Raw genomic sequence first — 16,058 nt, forward strand, 5'->3', positions numbered from 1 at the left:
CCGTGTGTGTGTTCATCGCTTCAATCGTCATCGGTGCTCGATTGTGGCTTGCCCAGCCCGGGCTGAAGCCAAGCGACGGCCCCATCGGTCTGTACCCGCTCTGAACCTTGCCACTGCAGCGCCCAAAAAGCCAAGACGGCAGCGAAAAGCGATGCAGCCAAAACCCCGTGGTTGGACTTGATCAAATCAGGCCCTGCGCCATCGACACGCCCGGTCAACATGGGCTTGGCCAAATTGCGCCGACGCCCCAGACTGAGCAGCACCACGCCAGCGATATGGGCCAGCACCGCCGTCAGCATGAAGTTGCCGAAGAACTCATGGACGTCCTCCATCCACTCCCCCGTCCATTCTTGGTAGACGGCATAGCCCGACAACACCACCGGCGCAATGGCCAGCAGGACCAGCGCGACCGTCCAGACCATGTAAAGATTTTGCGCCTGGCGCCACTGGATTTGACCTGTGCGCAAGCCCCGCAGCCCATCACCCACACCCCGCAACTTGCCCCACATGGCGGACCAACGGGCATAGCGGGGGCCCATGAAGCCCCACAGCAACCGAGCCAGCAACAAGCCCCCCATGGTGTAACCCAAACTGACATGCACCCGTCTGAAAACTTCACTCTCGGCGGTGATGTAAGCCCCCGCAAAACTCAAAGCCAACAGGGCATGCCAGGTGCGGGTGAAAGCATCCACCGTGCGGCGCGACGGCACAGGCGCGGGCGCACCAGAAACGGTGGCGGTGGCAGTGTTCGACATCGTGTTCAACTCCTCAAATTCAGACCGCATTGCTTGGGCACGCGCTCGTCCATCAGCGCGGAATTCGCAGCTGACGCTCGTCAAATCGACCCGCGTCGGCTTGGGTGTGGCAGGCACTGCATTGGGCGGCGCTTTGGATGCTGCTCCGCTTCCAGACCGCGGCCTCTACTTCCCGGTGTTTTCGGACAAACCAGGCTGAACGCGTGATTCGGTCTTCGGGCGGCTCTTCTCGCACCCGTTTGTAGGTGCCCGCGTGGGCTTTCAACCAAGTGGCAATTTCTTGCACCTGTGCGGGCTCAAGCGATGCGTCGCTGCCGTAATGGTGCGCCAGACCCTTCATGACACGCTGCCAAGAGGCCGCAGGCAACATGCCCGGTGGATAGGGGGTGTGGCAAGCCGCACACTCTTGCTTGTAGATGGGGGGAATTTGGACAGGCATGGTGGGGCCATCGGCACAGGCCGATGCCACCACGAAGCAGGCCAGCCAAGCTGCAAAGCCCTTGTTCACACCGCGCTGTGGGATCATTTCAAGCCGATCAAAAAGGCCAGCACATCGGCTTTTTCAAGCGCCGTGCACTCTCGGGACAACACATCTTTGCAGTTGCGCTTGAACCATTTGTCCGCCTTGGCGCTGTCGGTGAAACGCTCCGCATGGAATGCCGGCGCCAAAGGCGCAATGCTCTTGCCGGTCGAAGCGTGTCGGTTGGGCACGGTGGGCACCTGTCCATGACACGACGCGCAAGACCACTCGCCGCCATGCCGGCGGCCAAAAAATTCTTGCCCGCGGGCGGCTTGCCCGGCTTGTCCAGCCGCTTCTTGCCACCGCTGCAATTGGGCTTGTGGCGTCGTCGCTTGAGCGCTGAGACCGCCCAAAGCCAGGGCAGCACCCAGCAGGGCAGCGCCACACTTGGTTTTTCTGAACTTCATCATGGATTCGACCTTTCTTGGCATCTTCCATCCAAGATTAAAGGTCGAAACTGAAGCGGCCCTGAAGGGACAAGGCACACCAGGGGCCGGCAAACACACCTTGTTTGACGCAGGTCAAACTTCAGGCGGGATCACAGACGGGATCAGGCAGGATCATGCCGCCCACTGCGCCCAGGCCTTTGCGGCCCAAGCGGCAAGAACTCAGGCGGTAGGCGAACGGTCCTGAGGGTCTTGGTAAATACGGCCACCAAACTTCAAGGCCGTGTGCTCACGTTGGGACTGCAGCAAAGGGAACAACATCTGGTGGTACCAACGTTCCTGTCCAAACAATTGGTCATCGACCAAACCCACTTGCTCCGGGTAACGGCGGGTGATGTGCGCACTGCCAAAAATGATGTCCCACAAAAACAGCAAATTGCCAAAGTTGCCTTTGTAGTGGCCAACGCCATCCGCATTGGTGATGGCGTGGTGTGCCCAGTGCGTGGCGGGTGTGGAAATGGTTCGCTCCAGGACCCACATGAGGGGGTGCAAGGCCCGAATTCGGTACAACGGTTCATCCCAACGCCATGCGCAGTGGGCGCCCAAAATCACCAACAACTTCACCACGATGTAGCCCGCATACACCAAGCCACCAAACCCCAAGAAAAGCAAGGCCCCCGCAAACCACAGGCCAGGCATCATCAGGTAATAGAAGAAATTGTTGCGGAACGTGATGCGAATGCTCATGTACTCGGCCGAGTGGTGCGCACGGTGCAAAGGCCACAGGAATGAGGTGTGCGAGAGGCGGTGCCACCAATACTGCGTCATGTCGTCCAGCAGCAGCAAAATACCCACCATGCCCCACCAAGGCAAATCGGCCAAGGCACCTTTGTATTGAGGAAACCAGGCGGCGCCCATTTTGCTGGTCACAAAAATGGCCAAGGGCTGTGTCACGGCCAACACGCTCAGGAACATCAAAATCTCGAGTTTGGTGTCGTTGCCCGTGGCATTCACGTTGTTTTGGTAGCGGCGACTGGCCCACTCCATGGTGGCAAAACCCAAAATGGTGCACAACACCAATGCGTTTTGAATTTGGACAGCGGTCATGTTTTTCCTTACTTTTTCTGTCGCCCAGATGCGCATCATGGGCAGCAGTCAGAAAGGTAACAAATCAATCACTTGGGAAATATCGGTGTATTCCCTCTGGTTTCCTGAATTGCGCCTCTGCCGTTTCAGCCTCTGAGGTAGCGTTTTTTCCAAAACAGGACCGTCAAGCCGATGGCCACCAAGCCCATGAAAAGTTCGGTCATCAAAAGGCCGTTCTCAGAGTGCAGAACCGGGAAATTCTCAAAGTTCATGCCAAAAAAACCGGTGATCAGGTTCAGCGGCAAGAAAATCGCTGTCAACACCGTCAAGGTCCGCATCACTTGATTGGTTCGGTTGCTTTGCGCATTGAAATGCATTTGCACGGCCGTTTCAGCGTTTTGCTCCAACCTGCCCACATGGTGAACCACCCGCTCGATGTGCTCGAGCACATCGCGGCTGCGGATTTTCAGCAATTCCAGACTGTCTGGTTTCAAAAGGTCGTCGGCAGGCCAGGCGTTCAGGGCTTCAATCCAGTCGGAGATGGCGGCCCGCTGGTCTTCACAAATCTCGTCCAGGTAATGCAGCGTCAAACGGGCATTGAGCAAGGCGCTCCAGTCGTTGAAACGGGTATTCGGGTTGAGCAACTCACTTTGCCAATGGTCCAATTGGCGGGTCAGTTCCCGGCGCAGGTTCAAATAACCGTCCACCACACTGCTGACCATGCGCAGCATCAGATCGGCTGGATGGGTCGGCAAACGGTGGAGCGCCTGAGCCGATGACAAATGGGAGGAATTCATCACCTTGCCCACAAAGGCCTTGAGCACGGCGCAATCCACGGGATGAACCGAAATGACCACGCGGTCAAACACCACAAAAGCCACCGGACTGGTGTCGATTTTGCGCAAGATGCTGGGCCCTGAATGCGCATTGGCCCTGTGCAAAATTTCGCCCGGTTTGGACAAATCGGTTTCTGACCGGCCTTGCGCCAGACGGCGAAACACCAACACGTCGTAATCCCCTGTGAAGTCGTAATGCGAAGGCAACTGGTTGTTCAGCACGTCCTGCAGGTGCAGTTCGTAAATTTGGACATCGCACAAGCGATGCAACATCTGCTGGACTTGAGCTTGCATGATTTCAAACTCACGCCTTGAAAACGCGAGCCACACAAAGCCTTGGTCTGGCAAAACGGTGGGCAAAACCGCTGTTTCGGTGATTTGATCCGCGTGAATTGAAAATACTTGCATATCCGTCCTTGACTGCTGACCCACCTGGGCCACAGCCTCTTTTAAGGCAAAGTCATGAAAGTGTCATGACAACTCCGTCCAACTGGCCCCAATTTGTCATCACAGTTTCATGTTGAAACGCGAAATTGGCCCTTTGCTTACTTTTCCGGACCATCATGACCCAAGAAATCACCGAAGAACAGTTGCGCCAATTGCGTGAAGACTTGCTCGACAGCATGGACGAAGAGTTCGAGCTTGAACTCGATGACCGCCTGCTCGATGGCCCCAGCGCCTCCCCGGGCGATGCCCAGGCCCGGATGAGCTACTTCCGTGAACTCCTGCGTCTGCAGTCTGAGCTCGTGATGCTGCAAGACTGGGTGGTCAAAACCGGACACCGCATGGTGATTTTGTTCGAGGGCCGCGATGCAGCGGGCAAAGGTGGCGTGATCAAGCGCATCACCCAGCGCTTGAACCCACGTGTGTGCCGAGTTTCTGCCCTGCCCGCGCCCAACGATCGCGAAAAAACCCAGTGGTACTTTCAGCGCTACATCTCCCACCTGCCGGCCGCAGGTGAAATCGTGTTGTTTGACCGCAGCTGGTACAACCGCGCGGGGGTTGAAAAAGTCATGGGTTTTTGCAACGACGAAGAGTACGAAGAATTCTTCCGTTCAGTGCCCGAATTTGAAAAAATGCTGGTGCGCAGCGGCATCCAGCTCGTGAAATACTGGTTCTCCATCACCGACGACGAACAACACACCCGCTTTTTGGGCCGCATCCACGACCCGCTCAAGCAATGGAAGCTCAGCCCCATGGACTTGGAAAGCCGCCGCCGCTGGGAGGATTACACCCGCGCCAAGGAAACCATGATCGAGCGCACCCATATTCCCGAAGCCCCTTGGTGGGTGGTGCAAGCTGTGGACAAGAAAAAAGCCCGCCTCAATTGCATCGACCATCTGCTCAGCCAAGTCCCTTACCACGAGGTCGAGCATCCGCATGTCGAGTTGCCAGGTCGGGTGCGCAACCCGGACTACATCCGCCACCCCGTGCCCGCTGACATGATCGTGCCTGAGAAATACTGAGCGCCCACATCGTTCAAAGTGGCTGGGCCAGCCTGCTGGTCGAAAAAATCGCCATGGGCTGAGAACTGCCCGATGTCAAAAAGTCACTCAAGTGGTCTGGACCTGCGTGAGGGTCCAGACCATGTTCCCCTCTGCGGTTGGGGTGGTGGGCCATGGCGGTCTAGGCCCGGGTGCTGTGATCTCCCTTGCCCAATGGCTCCCAACCCTGCAACCACTGCACGAACCGCCCAAGCCCTTCTTTCAGGGGCGTGTCGGGCCAAGCGTCCACCAGACTCAAAAGACGGGACTCACTGGCACAGGTCAGAGCCACATCTGCAGTTTGCATGGGCGCGTTTTCTATGATGGGAGGAGTCTGCAAAAGTTCGGACAGCACTTGCACAAAATCGATGACACGAATCGGCCGCTGATGGCCCACATTCACCACTTGCGCACCCAGCCATCGGGCATCTTGATGGGCCAAGGCGGTCACGGCCGCAACGGTGTCGTCCACATAGGTGAAATCGCGCATCAGTTCCCCGGCAGCAAACAGCGTCACCGGCTTTTGTCGCCGAATAGCTTGTGCAAACAGGTAAGGGGCCATGTCAGGCCGTCCCCAGGGTCCATAGACCGTGAAAAATCTCATCCCCAAGCTTTGCAAACCATATTGGGCATGAAAGGAAAAGGCCATGGCTTCATTGGCCTGTTTGGTGGCTGCGTAAAAAGACTGGGGGCGGTCGGTCCTGTCAGCCTCCTCAAAAGGTGCCTCTGATCGCATCCCGTAAACGCTGGATGAGCTGGCATACAGCAAACGCGCAACTTGGTGCCGGTGACAGGCCCATAGAACGTTGGCAAACCCCACCAGATTGGATGCCACAAAATCCTGCGGCGCTTGCATGGAGTGTCGGACGCCGGCCTGAGCGGCCAAATGGATGACACGCTCGGGCCGAACACTTGCCATCCAGTCCAGCAGCGCGGTGGGATGCGCCACGTCGAGCCGTTGCCATTGCACGCCCGACGCTTGTCGCACTGCCGCCATGCGGGCCGCTCGCAGCCGCGAGGCCGTGCTGTTGGGATCAGGCTCCAGGGGGGTGCACCCAGAGTCGTCAGCCCAATCGCAGGCGTGCACGGTGTAGCCCCTTTGCGCCAGGTGCAAGGCCAGCCGCGAGCCAATAAAGCCAGCCGCACCCGTGACCATCCATGGAATTGTCATAAAGATGTGTTTTGATTATTTCCATGGATTTTCAAATGCAAATATGACAGTTGTTCGAGAGCGCCCCGATTCATTGGCGGTTTATTCACCGTTGGTGACACAGACGGCCTGGCTGACTGCTCTGATGTGTATCGCTTGTGGTGTTGGGCTGCACCATTCATCACTCAACCAAGAATGGCTCATCCAGGGACATCAACAGTCCTGGCTGCCTGGGCAATTTTGGCTGTTTGTGACGCAATGGGGTGATGCAGGGCAATGTTTGCTCTTGTTGCTCCTCCTCTTTGCCCACGACAGCGGCAAGCTGGCCTTGGTCTTGAAAACCTGGCTGCTGGGGATCCCAGTTTCGCTGGTGCTCAAGCAAACTTTGAACTTTCCGCGTCCACTGAACGTGCTCGAAACCCAAGTGCTGCACGTGATTGGCCAGCCTCCGCTGTCAGGTCACTCGATGCCCTCTGGCCATGCGATGGCTGCTGGCTCTGTCGCTGCGTTGATGTTTATTTTCATGCGGTCTGATCGAGCTTGGCGCCAAGGGGTGGTGGTCTTGCTGTGCTTGCTGGTGGCGCTTTCGCGGCTGTCGGTTGGCGCACATTGGCCGGCCGATGTGGTCACGGGTTTCGGCCTGGGCGGACTGCTGGTGATCTTGGCCTGCCATTGGGAACGGGTTCAAGCGTGGAGGTTGGATCCCGACTCGCTACGCACGCGTTTAGGGCTCCTCGCTTTGCAAGCCATTGCGCTCTTCTTGGTGTGGATCCCGCCCGTGGAAGGCGTCGGTATGGCCCTGGCTCGCTGGGCCATTTCAGCAGGCGTGCTGGTGGCCGTTCTGACTTCATGGCCGCGAAGCCGGGCCTGAGGACATCGGTGCGCAAAATATCCGCCCAGTTTCGGAAATTCATGGCCGTGCTCCTGGGGCTGGCGTTGGCGTTGAGCCTGTTTGTTTGGGCTTGGCAACAACTTGACCGACCCGATTTGTCGCAATGGTGGCGCGCAGTGCCCCCATGGCTTTGGGCAACCGCAGCGGCGGTCTGGGCATGCACCTTCATTTTGCGCGCCATCAGGCTGCGCCAAGAGTGGCAATGGAAGCGTCAGATCAGCCTGCGCACAGCCTTGCACGTGGTGTTGCTGCACAACTCAGCAGCCTTGCTCATGCCCCTGCGATCGGGTGAATTGGGCTACCCACTGCTGGTGCGAAAAGTCTTTGATGCCAGCTGGCCGGAGTCCTTGCGCAGTCTGCTGTGGTTGAGGTTCCAGGACGCTGTGGTGCTCGCGCTCCTGGTGCTCTTGTTTTGGCCTTTCACGCCCCCGATCGCGGCTGCCTTGATCGCTGCACCCGTGCTCGTTGCCCTGCTCGCTTCTCGCCAGCATTTGGAAAAGTTTGTGCTCATCTGCCACGGCCGGGTGGAGTGGTTGGGCTTTATCTGGCACGGTCGGGACCGTCACGCGGGTTGGCTGCTGAGCCTTGGCAACTGGTTGCTGAAGATCGCGGTGGTCGCCATCTTGTTGCAGGTCATCTTGGCGGAATCGGTCAGTTTGGGCATGCCAGCGAGCGTGTCCGCGGCTTTGGGGGGCGAAATCGCGGCCTTGTTGCCGCTACAAGGCCCGGCCAGCTTGGGCACTTACGAAACAGGGGTCTGGCTTTTTTCCGGCCTGCCACTTGAGCAAGCCCCTTTGCTGGGCATGGTGGCTTTGCTGGTCCACCTGTTTTGCCTGGGCGTCTCCTTGTTGCTGGCCTTGCTGGTGGCGGCTGTGGACGGGCCCGCCTTTTGGCGTTTGTCACATGGAAAAAACCGGCCCGATTCGATTCAAAACTGAACCCTTATGCTGCTTCAAACACCCCCTCACCGCCTGTCTGTGGTGGTCCCCATGTTCAACGAGGAAGAACTGGCGCATGACCTGATTGATGCGGTCCAAGCCGCCCTGATGCACTACCCTCATCCGTGGGAACTTTTGGTGGTCGACGACGGCAGCACTGACGAGACCTGGAAACGCTTGCGCCAGCGTGCCCAACAAGTGGGGCCACACATTCGGATCATCCGTTTGCTGCGTAATTTTCGTCAAACCGCAGCCATGCAGGCGGGCATCGACATGGCCCGAGGCGATGTGATCGTCACCATGGATGGGGATTTGCAAAATGACCCCCTGGACATCCCGAATTTGGTCGACAAATTGCTCCGAGAAGATCTGGACTTGGTCGCCGGCTGGCGGCAATACCGTCAGGATGGACTCTTCTTACGCAAAATTCCCTCCAGACTGGCCAATCGGCTCATCAGGCGTGTCAGCGGACTGCAATTCCAAGACCTGGGGTGCAGCCTGAAAGCCTTTCGCACCAGCGTTTTGCGCAAGATCCGGCTTTATGGCGAGATGCACCGCTTCATTCCCGCTTGGATGGCTACGGTCACCTCCCCTGATCGCATGGCCGAGTTGGCTGTCAGTCATCGCCCTCGAACCAAGGGTCAATCCAAATACGGCATCTCCAGAACCATTCGGGTCCTGGTTGACTTGCTGTCGATCCATTTCTTTTTGAATTTCGGCACACGCCCAGGACACTTTTTTGGCGGATTGGGCTTGTTGGTCAGTGCAGTTGGCACGCTGATCCTGACTTACCTGGCAGCCATCAAATGGATGGGCGAAGACATCGGCACCCGGCCTCTGATGTTTCTGGGTTTTTTCTGCATCGTTTCTGGTCTGCAATTCATCACCACGGGGGTGTTATCGGAAATGTTGATGCGTACATATTTTGACGGGGGACAGTCCCTGGCCTACCACACCAGAGACTTGACAGCCTTGGACGACGAAGCAGGATGGTATGACACACCTTGAATTCGCACCAGGCTGGACTGCCAGGCCACCCCGCTGGGCGATCGCTCTGGCCTTGGGATTGCTGGCTTTCCTTCTGATGGGGCTGGGCCAGGCCCCTTTGTTCGATGTCGACGAAGGGGCTTTTTCCGAAGCAACCCGGGCCCTGCTGTCATCGGGTGATTGGGGCCACACCACCCTCAATGGTTTGGACCGCTTTGACAAACCGATTGGCATTTATTGGCTGCAAGCCCTCAGTGGGGTCCTGTTGGGGCCGACCGAGCTGGCCATGCGACTGCCTTCGGCATTGGCCACCTGGCTGGCTGCGCTCGCCTTGTGGAAATTCATCGCTGGCCCATGGGGCGTTCGGACGGGCGCTTGGGCCGCCATCATCCATGTCACCAGTTTTGGCAGCTGGGCCATGGCCCACGCAGCCACAGCGGATGCGGTGCTGGGCATGTTCTTGATGCTCAGCGCCATCGACCTTTGGCGGTACCTCGAAACGGAAGACTTGAAGGCATTGCGTCGTCTGGCCTTGTGGGTAGGCGCGGGGATGTTGGTCAAAGGGCCAGTTGCCCTCTTGATCCCAGCAGCCAGCCTGCTCATCCATTGCCTGGTATCGGGTCAATGGGGTGTTTGCCGCAAAGCACTGTCCGATTTGCGCGCTTGGATTTACATGCTGGCCATTGCCCTACCGTGGTATGCCTACGCCGTCTGGCGGCACGGCGAGGAATTCGTGAAGGGCTTCATTTTGAAGCACAACATCGAGCGTTTTACCGCACCAATGGAAGGGCATGACGGTCATTGGCTTTACTTCGCAATCGTGGCACCCATTTTGTGGATGCCCTGGACGCCGCTGCTTTTGGCATGGCTGGGCCGCTGGCGAGCACTGTGGGGTCATGCGCTGACCCGGCAGGCTTTGATATGGACTGTTTTTGTGTTGGTTTTTTTTAGTCTTGCCGGAACCAAACTGCCGCACTATGGCATCTATGCCGCACCTGGGGTCGTGCTGTTGTTGACGGCCGCATTGGAGCGCCTGCGCTCTTGGCATGCCGGGCTGTGCGCGTTGTCACTGCTGGGTTGGCAGGCCCTGATGGTCGGACTTCCTTGGTATTGGATAACTTTTCCTGATCGGGTTCCACAAGCACTGACGCACATCTTTCGCCATACCCTAGAGCCTTTGCCTTTGGCCACCATCGCCACAGCCTGGGGTCTGCTGGCGCTGACCCTTCTGATGGGCCACGCCCGAATGGCCCAAATGGCCCGCTTGGGCTTGGCCGACGTACTGTCTGCCATGGCCTTGGTCCAAGGCTCGGTTATGGCTTTGGCCGTCTGGCCATGGTGGGCCAACACCCTGCAGGGGCCCATCAAAACATTGGGGCTAGAAGCGAGGAATTGGCCATCCACAGTGGGGCAAATCGGCGGCAACTGGCCTTCATTTGCCTTTTACAGGCAACAAGCCCTGACACCCAAAGGCAGTCCTGCGAGCTTGTTCTTGGCGCCTGAAGCGCAGCTCCCACCTGGGGCCCAGGTGTGGGCCAAGGACAAGGGCATGGTTTTGTTCCAAACCGAAAAAACAACCACGCCATGAGCATGTCGACCACCCCCAGTTACAACCGCAACCACCGCGCGCAAGCTTGGTCACCCGCCGAGGCGCCTGCTCCATCGGCACACCGAGGCAGGCAGAACCGATGACCTTTGGAAGCTGGATACCCCATGAAACTCCGCCATCGCTCCTGGATTCAATGGGCAGCCCTGTTGCTGGCCTCGTGCCTCAGTGTCTTGCTCTGGCCAGAAATAGACCTGTGGGTGGCACAGCTCTTCCATGAAGAAGGCGGGCTTTTTCCTGCCAGTGATTGGGTTTGGGTCAGGGCCGTTTACGTGGGGGCACCCCGCGTTGGCATGGCCATAACACTTTGCGCACTGGTCGTGATGGCGGTTCGCTGGATCAAACCCGGTCGGGTCAACAGGGGCGTCTGGCGAAAATCTCTTGCTTGGATTTTGGTGGTCACACTGGGTGTGGGGCTCCTGGTCCATGAAGGACTGAAAAATCAGGTCGGTCGACCCCGTCCTGCCCACACCATCGGCTTGGGTGGAGACGCCCCGTTCATACCTGCACTACAAAGCAGTGACCTGTGTCAACGCAACTGCTCCTTCGTCAGCGGTCACGCCGCCATTGGCTTTTGCATCATGACCCTGGGACTGTGGTCAGCGCCCGCATCACGCAGGCGTTGGTGGATTCTCGGGGCAATTGCGGGCACCTTGATTGGTCTGGGGCGGATCATGCAGGGCGGGCACTTCCTGAGCGATGTGATTTTTTCCTTGCTGGCCGTATGGGGCGCCCATTTGTTGATCCGCCAAGTTTGGCTCCATTGGCGCTTTTACCAATTAAGACGCACCTGAATTTTCGAGATTCAAACTGCGTCCAAAAGCCCCCGATGGGATGCCTCAAAGTTTGCTGAGCAATGCTTGACCCATTTGGATGCGCTGCCCCTGCTGGATGCCTTGCGCCAAAGCAAAGCCTTTGGGCACAAAGACCAAAATGGTGGAGCCGTGCTCAAACCAGCCCATTTCTTGGCCCTTGGCGTAATGGGCGTCACAGGCCATTTCGTTCGGGCCTTTGTAGCGCAGGTTGAGCAACACATCCACCGCATGAAAGCGCATGCTGGCCACCAACACCGCTGCCACGGGCACGATCAAGAAAGGCACGCCCTCTTGAGTTTGCAGGTGCAAGACCGCCCGTTCGTTTTTGCAAAACAGCTCTTGTACGCGTGCCAATGCCACGGGGTTCACATTCCAGGTGTCCCCTGAGATGTAGGTGACATGCTGGAGCTGCACAGCATCAGGCGCATGGAAGCGGTGGTACATGCTGCTGGTCAGGCGCAAGGTCAGGTAGGTGCCCCCTTCCAGATCGGCAGGCCAATGCTGGCAGCGCGGGGATGAGCCCAGCAAAGTTTCCAATTGGTAGGGAAACCCTTTGGCCTGAAAAACCTGACCTTGCTTGATCGTGCCGCAGGCCCCCACGATCGCATCACAAGGCGAGGTCATGTAAGCCGGATCTGGGTTCACCACCCGTGCACCGGGCCTGAGTTCGCGCGTGAAACACGCATGCAAGCTGTCAAATTTCTGCGTCTTGGCTTCGCTCAAATCCAAATCACTGAACATGCGCCAAACCGCCATAGACGCTTGAACGACCCAAGGGTGGCGAATTTGGCTCCACCAGCCCATGAATCGGGTCAAGGTGATGCGAGGGATGCGGTTGGTCAGCAAGAAATTCAGGTCTTCTTGCAGCATCCATTTTTGAAAAATTTGCCGAATCTTCATCGTGTTGTCACTCAATTTGAATAAAAAGAAATTTTGTTGTCACAAGGAATTCGACCGTGAACCCCACTTGGATCAGTTTGGGCGTACTGGCGGCCATGGCCCCAGCGCTGCATCAACGACTTCAACTTTCGCGCGCGAAACACCGCTCGCTCGCTGGCCACTCCCGCATGGCCAAGCGCTTGGCGCGATGGCTGCCTGGCTACAGTTTTGATGAAACCGAATTTTTCGGGTGTGATGGCGCGCCTGCCGACATACAAGCGCAGCGGCGCGCCGCTTTTATGGGGGTGGCCGACACCCTGCAAACACGCCATCGCCTCAGCATCGAGGCCACTGCGGCGGCACGCGAGAACATTTCGGACATGCAGTTCATCGCGGCCTACCGCGTCCCGTTTCAGTTCAGTCCCTTGGTTCGAAAGCATTTGAAAGTGGGCTCGTTTTTGCAATCGGCCCAAGGCGTTCAGGTCACTGACTTGGATGGTCAGGTGTTTTACGACTTGACCGGCTCTTACGGCGTGAACGTGTTCGGTGCAGACTTTTACAAAAAGACCATGGCCGAAGGCATGTCGCGGACGCAGAGCCTGGGTCCGGTTCTGGGCTCCTACCACCCTGTGGTGGCGAGCAACGCAGAAAAGCTCAAAGCCATCTCCGGCTTGGATGAAGTTTCTTTTCACATGTCGGGCACCGAAGCCGTCATGCAAGCGGTTCGCCTGGCGCGCTACCACACCCGGCGTAAAAACATCGTGCGCTTTTGCGGTGCGTACCACGGTTGGTGGGAAGACGTTCAACCGGGCCCGGGCAATCCCATGCCCCCGCGCGAAACCTACACCTTGAGTGACATGAGCGAACGCAGCTTGCAAGTGCTGCGCAGCCGCAAAGACATTGCTTGCGTGCTCATCAATCCTTTGCAGGCCTTGCACACCAATGCCAACGCACCGGGGGACTCGACCCTGGTCGACAGCAGCCGCCGAGCCGCATATGACCGTGCGGCTTACACGACTTGGCTCAAAGCCCTTCGTCAGGTCTGTACCGAGCGCGGCATTGCCCTGATCTTTGACGAAGTCTTCTTGGGATTCCGTTTGGCAGCTGGCGGAGCGCAAGCCTACTTTGGCGTGCAAGCCGACCTGGTCACTTACGGCAAAACACTGGGCGGCGGATTTCCTGTGGGCGTGGTGTGTGGCCAAAGCAAGTGGATGCGGCGTTTCGATGAGAAGCACCCGGCTGACATCTGCTTTGCAAGGGGCACATTCAATGCACACCCCGCGGTCATGGGGGCCATGTCGGCATTTTTGGACGAATTGGAAACGCCGCAAGTGCAAGCCATTTACGAAGGCCTGGACGAGCGCTGGAACGCCCGGTCCGCCTTGTTCAACGAGACCATGAACACCCATGGATTGCCCTTGCAAGCGGCCAATATGTCCAGTGTCTGGACGCTCTTTTACACACAGCCCAGCCGATACAACTGGATGCTGCAGTACTACCTCAGGCTGCATGGATTGGCACTCAGTTGGGTGGGAACAGGTCGTTTGATCTTCAGCCTCAACTACAGCGACGCTGACTTTGATGCCGTGCTGCAAAAGTTTGTCTTGGCTGCGCAAGAGATGAAGCGCGATGGTTGGTGGTGGCATGCCCCAGACATCACCAACAAATCGATCCGCCGGAGCATCTTGAAAGAAACCCTGTTTGGCTGAAACAAAAAACCCCGAAGTGCCTGATGAGGGCATTTCGGGGTTGGGCCTTCTCAACGGTTGACGTGCAGGCTGCGGTCCGCGAACCGTTCACCACGCAACAACTGCCAAGGTGCCTTGTGGTACAGGTAAATGTCGTGGAAGGGATCGGTCAGGATTTTCGTCATCCAAACCAAGCCGGTTCGCACATCTTTCAGGAAAAACAAATGCACTGTGCGAAACAGCAAGGCAGCGGCACCTAAAAACAACCACGAGTAACCCACCGCACGAATGAATTCATAGAAGGTTTCGTGCTCAGGAAACACCCCCATCCAACCAGGATTCATGTAAATGGCCAAGGGCAACAAAGCCCAGATGCTGAGCAGCACCACTTTGCGACGCAGGTTATAGCCCACCTTGATCTCTTCCTTGTGGTCGTTGGTGGCTTGGTTGACATGGTCATAACCCAAGGGCTCAAAGAAGAAGTGACCCGCTTGTCTGGACGTCATGGACACCATCCAAGCCAGCAATGCGGCGATCGCGGGATCAATGAACAACAGCCCGTAGGACACCACAAAGGCCATGGCACTCAACAGGTGCAAGGATTGGTTGATCCGACAGTGGTGGTAGTACCGATGATCATCCCAACGCTGAACACGCAATTCTTCAAAAAATTCTTTCACGCTATCACCTTAAGAACAATGGGAATGTCCATCATGCTGAATTCGTGTGAAAAAACAGTGACATCCGCGGCGTATTCAAACGGACATGAAATGTTTACAAATCTGACTTTGTCATCAAGTTGTTAAATGTGAAAGTCAAGATGAGGGCCATGGAAAAACTCATGACCGACCGCATCCTGGTAGAGAATATCGAGCCAGAAAACCCCTCCATGCGCATCGCTGTGGTCACAGAGACTTGGCCGCCAGAGGTCAATGGCGTGGCACTGACCTTGTCCAAACTGATTCATCAACTGAGTCTGCGCAAGCACACCATTCAACTCATCCGGCCAAGGCAAGACAAGTTCGACACCGGCGCTGAGCATGCAGGGTGGTCCGAGATCTTGCTCCGAGGCTTGCCCATCCCCAATTATCCGCAACTCAAATTGGGTTTCCCCAGCAAAAAATCACTCATCAAGGCGTGGACGGCCAAGCGACCTGACCTCGTGCACATTGCCACCGAAGGCCCTTTGGGCTGGTCGGCACTGCAAGCGGCTCGGGTGTTGCGCCTGCCGATCACATCCGACTTTCGCACCAATTTTCACAGCTACAGCAAGCACTATGGCGTGGGGTGGCTGAGCAAACCCATCGTGGCTTATTTGCGAAAATTTCACAACCGGACCCATTGCACCATGGTGCCCACGCGTGCACTGAAAGCTCAGTTGCAAGCCGCTGGGTTTGAAAACTTGCGCATCGTGGCCAGAGGTGTTGACACGCAGCTGTTTCATCCCGGACAGCGCAGTGACACTTTGCGTTCACAGTGGCAAGCCGACGAGAACACGCTGGTGTTGCTGTCCGTAGGCAGACTGGCTGCCGAAAAAAACCTGGATTTGATCGTCAGCGCCTACCAAGCCCTGGCGCAAAACGGACGCCGGGTGAAGCTGGTGTTTGCGGGTGATGGCCCCTACCGCAGCAAACTGGAGACAGATTGCCCAGACGCCGTTTTCATGGGCATGTGCACGCACGCGGAGTTGGCCCATGTGTATGCCAGCGCAGACCTTTTTCTCTTCCCCAGCCTGACCGAAACCTTTGGCAACGTCACCCTCGAAGCCATGGCCAGCGGCACGCCGGTTCTCGCCTTTGACTGTGCAGCAGCCACGGAAGTGATTGAAGACGGCCAAAATGGCTGGTTGGTCCAGGGTGAAGACGCTCAACGCTATGTGCTCAAAGCGCTGGAAATCACGCAAAAGAAATCGACTTTGCACACCGCCAAGTCGCATGCGGCCCAAAGCATTCGACCTTGGGATTGGCAGGAAATTGTTTCCCAAGTGGAAGTGATTTTCCGCAACGCGCTGACCACAGGTTCCAAAGTCTGAAGCG

At 57.2% G+C, this 16,058-nt stretch carries 16 protein-coding genes; 8 read left to right on the forward strand and 8 right to left on the reverse strand.

Going from position 1 to position 16,058, the window contains the following annotated elements; translation table 11 throughout:
* Nucleotides 1-20: 20 nt before the first annotated feature.
* From B9Z31_RS04865 to B9Z31_RS04890, 5 genes are all read right to left on the reverse strand, one after another.
* Nucleotides 21-755 (reverse strand): cytochrome b/b6 domain-containing protein, encoded by a 735-nt coding sequence (locus B9Z31_RS04865; RefSeq protein WP_233200745.1) that lies wholly within the window; start codon nucleotides 753-755, stop codon nucleotides 21-23.
* Between the two features lie 52 nt (nucleotides 756-807).
* Complete coding sequence (locus B9Z31_RS04870) at nucleotides 808-1,281, reverse strand: diheme cytochrome c (protein ID WP_100118451.1); 474 nt, start codon at nucleotides 1,279-1,281, stop codon at nucleotides 808-810.
* Entirely contained in the window at nucleotides 1,278-1,685 is a 408-nt protein-coding gene (locus tag B9Z31_RS04875) for a DUF1924 domain-containing protein (RefSeq protein ID WP_100118452.1), read from the reverse strand. The genes B9Z31_RS04870 and B9Z31_RS04875 overlap by 4 nt, the downstream gene beginning before the upstream one ends.
* A gap of 198 nt (nucleotides 1,686-1,883) precedes the next feature.
* Nucleotides 1,884-2,768 carry a sterol desaturase family protein gene (locus B9Z31_RS04885; protein ID WP_100118736.1) on the reverse strand — a complete coding sequence of 295 codons (885 nt, stop codon included), beginning with the start codon at nucleotides 2,766-2,768 and terminating at the stop codon, nucleotides 1,884-1,886.
* A gap of 125 nt (nucleotides 2,769-2,893) precedes the next feature.
* Entirely contained in the window at nucleotides 2,894-3,991 is a 1,098-nt protein-coding gene (locus tag B9Z31_RS04890; RefSeq protein ID WP_100118454.1) for a magnesium transporter CorA family protein, read from the reverse strand.
* A gap of 155 nt (nucleotides 3,992-4,146) precedes the next feature.
* On the opposite strand from B9Z31_RS04890, the gene ppk2 reads away from it, so the two are divergent.
* The gene (gene ppk2 / locus B9Z31_RS04895) at nucleotides 4,147-5,049 is read left to right on the forward strand and encodes a polyphosphate kinase 2 (protein ID WP_100118455.1); all 903 of its coding nucleotides are present in this window, start codon (nucleotides 4,147-4,149) and stop codon (nucleotides 5,047-5,049) included.
* A gap of 160 nt (nucleotides 5,050-5,209) precedes the next feature.
* On the opposite strand, the gene B9Z31_RS04900 is transcribed toward ppk2, so the two are convergent.
* Nucleotides 5,210-6,238, reverse strand: a complete 1,029-nt coding sequence (locus B9Z31_RS04900) for an NAD-dependent epimerase/dehydratase family protein (protein WP_100118456.1) — start codon at nucleotides 6,236-6,238, stop codon at nucleotides 5,210-5,212.
* Between B9Z31_RS04900 and B9Z31_RS04905 the strand changes: the two genes are divergently transcribed.
* The 5 genes from B9Z31_RS04905 to B9Z31_RS04925 all read left to right on the forward strand — a co-directional run bounded on the left by B9Z31_RS04905 (nucleotide 6,216) and on the right by B9Z31_RS04925 (nucleotide 11,434).
* Nucleotides 6,216-7,088, forward strand: coding sequence for a phosphatase PAP2 family protein (locus B9Z31_RS04905; protein ID WP_143473812.1), 873 nt, complete (start codon nucleotides 6,216-6,218; stop codon nucleotides 7,086-7,088). The genes B9Z31_RS04900 and B9Z31_RS04905 overlap by 23 nt on opposite strands.
* 41 nt (nucleotides 7,089-7,129) lie before the next feature.
* Complete coding sequence (locus tag B9Z31_RS04910) at nucleotides 7,130-8,047, forward strand: lysylphosphatidylglycerol synthase domain-containing protein (RefSeq protein WP_158235655.1); 918 nt, start codon at nucleotides 7,130-7,132, stop codon at nucleotides 8,045-8,047.
* Between the two features lie 6 nt (nucleotides 8,048-8,053).
* The gene (locus tag B9Z31_RS04915) at nucleotides 8,054-9,055 is read left to right on the forward strand and encodes a glycosyltransferase family 2 protein (protein WP_100118459.1); all 1,002 of its coding nucleotides are present in this window, start codon (nucleotides 8,054-8,056) and stop codon (nucleotides 9,053-9,055) included.
* Nucleotides 9,042-10,622, forward strand: coding sequence for a glycosyltransferase family 39 protein (locus B9Z31_RS04920; RefSeq protein ID WP_100118460.1), 1,581 nt, complete (start codon nucleotides 9,042-9,044; stop codon nucleotides 10,620-10,622). The genes B9Z31_RS04915 and B9Z31_RS04920 overlap by 14 nt, the downstream gene beginning before the upstream one ends.
* A gap of 125 nt (nucleotides 10,623-10,747) precedes the next feature.
* The gene (locus B9Z31_RS04925; protein WP_100118461.1) at nucleotides 10,748-11,434 is read left to right on the forward strand and encodes a phosphatase PAP2 family protein; all 687 of its coding nucleotides are present in this window, start codon (nucleotides 10,748-10,750) and stop codon (nucleotides 11,432-11,434) included.
* Between the two features lie 45 nt (nucleotides 11,435-11,479).
* Here B9Z31_RS04925 and asd read toward each other — a convergent pair whose 3' ends face one another.
* Entirely contained in the window at nucleotides 11,480-12,355 is an 876-nt protein-coding gene (gene asd / locus B9Z31_RS04930; protein ID WP_100118462.1) for an archaetidylserine decarboxylase, read from the reverse strand.
* 56 nt (nucleotides 12,356-12,411) lie between these two features.
* Between asd and B9Z31_RS04935 the strand changes: the two genes are divergently transcribed.
* Nucleotides 12,412-14,043: an aminotransferase class III-fold pyridoxal phosphate-dependent enzyme gene (locus B9Z31_RS04935; RefSeq protein ID WP_233200747.1), complete on the forward strand. Its 1,632-nt coding sequence runs from the start codon at nucleotides 12,412-12,414 to the stop codon at nucleotides 14,041-14,043.
* 50 nt (nucleotides 14,044-14,093) lie between these two features.
* Here B9Z31_RS04935 and B9Z31_RS04940 read toward each other — a convergent pair whose 3' ends face one another.
* Entirely contained in the window at nucleotides 14,094-14,702 is a 609-nt protein-coding gene (locus B9Z31_RS04940; protein ID WP_100118463.1) for a hypothetical protein, read from the reverse strand.
* 161 nt (nucleotides 14,703-14,863) lie between these two features.
* Here B9Z31_RS04940 and B9Z31_RS04945 point away from each other — a divergent pair, with 161 nt between their 5' ends.
* Nucleotides 14,864-16,054 (forward strand): glycosyltransferase family 1 protein, encoded by a 1,191-nt coding sequence (locus tag B9Z31_RS04945; RefSeq protein ID WP_233200748.1) that lies wholly within the window; start codon nucleotides 14,864-14,866, stop codon nucleotides 16,052-16,054.
* The last annotated feature ends 4 nt before the right edge of the window (nucleotides 16,055-16,058 follow it).

It is taken from the genome of Limnohabitans sp. G3-2 (genome assembly GCF_002778275.1).
Classification (GTDB): Bacteria; Pseudomonadota; Gammaproteobacteria; order Burkholderiales; family Burkholderiaceae_C; genus Limnohabitans_A.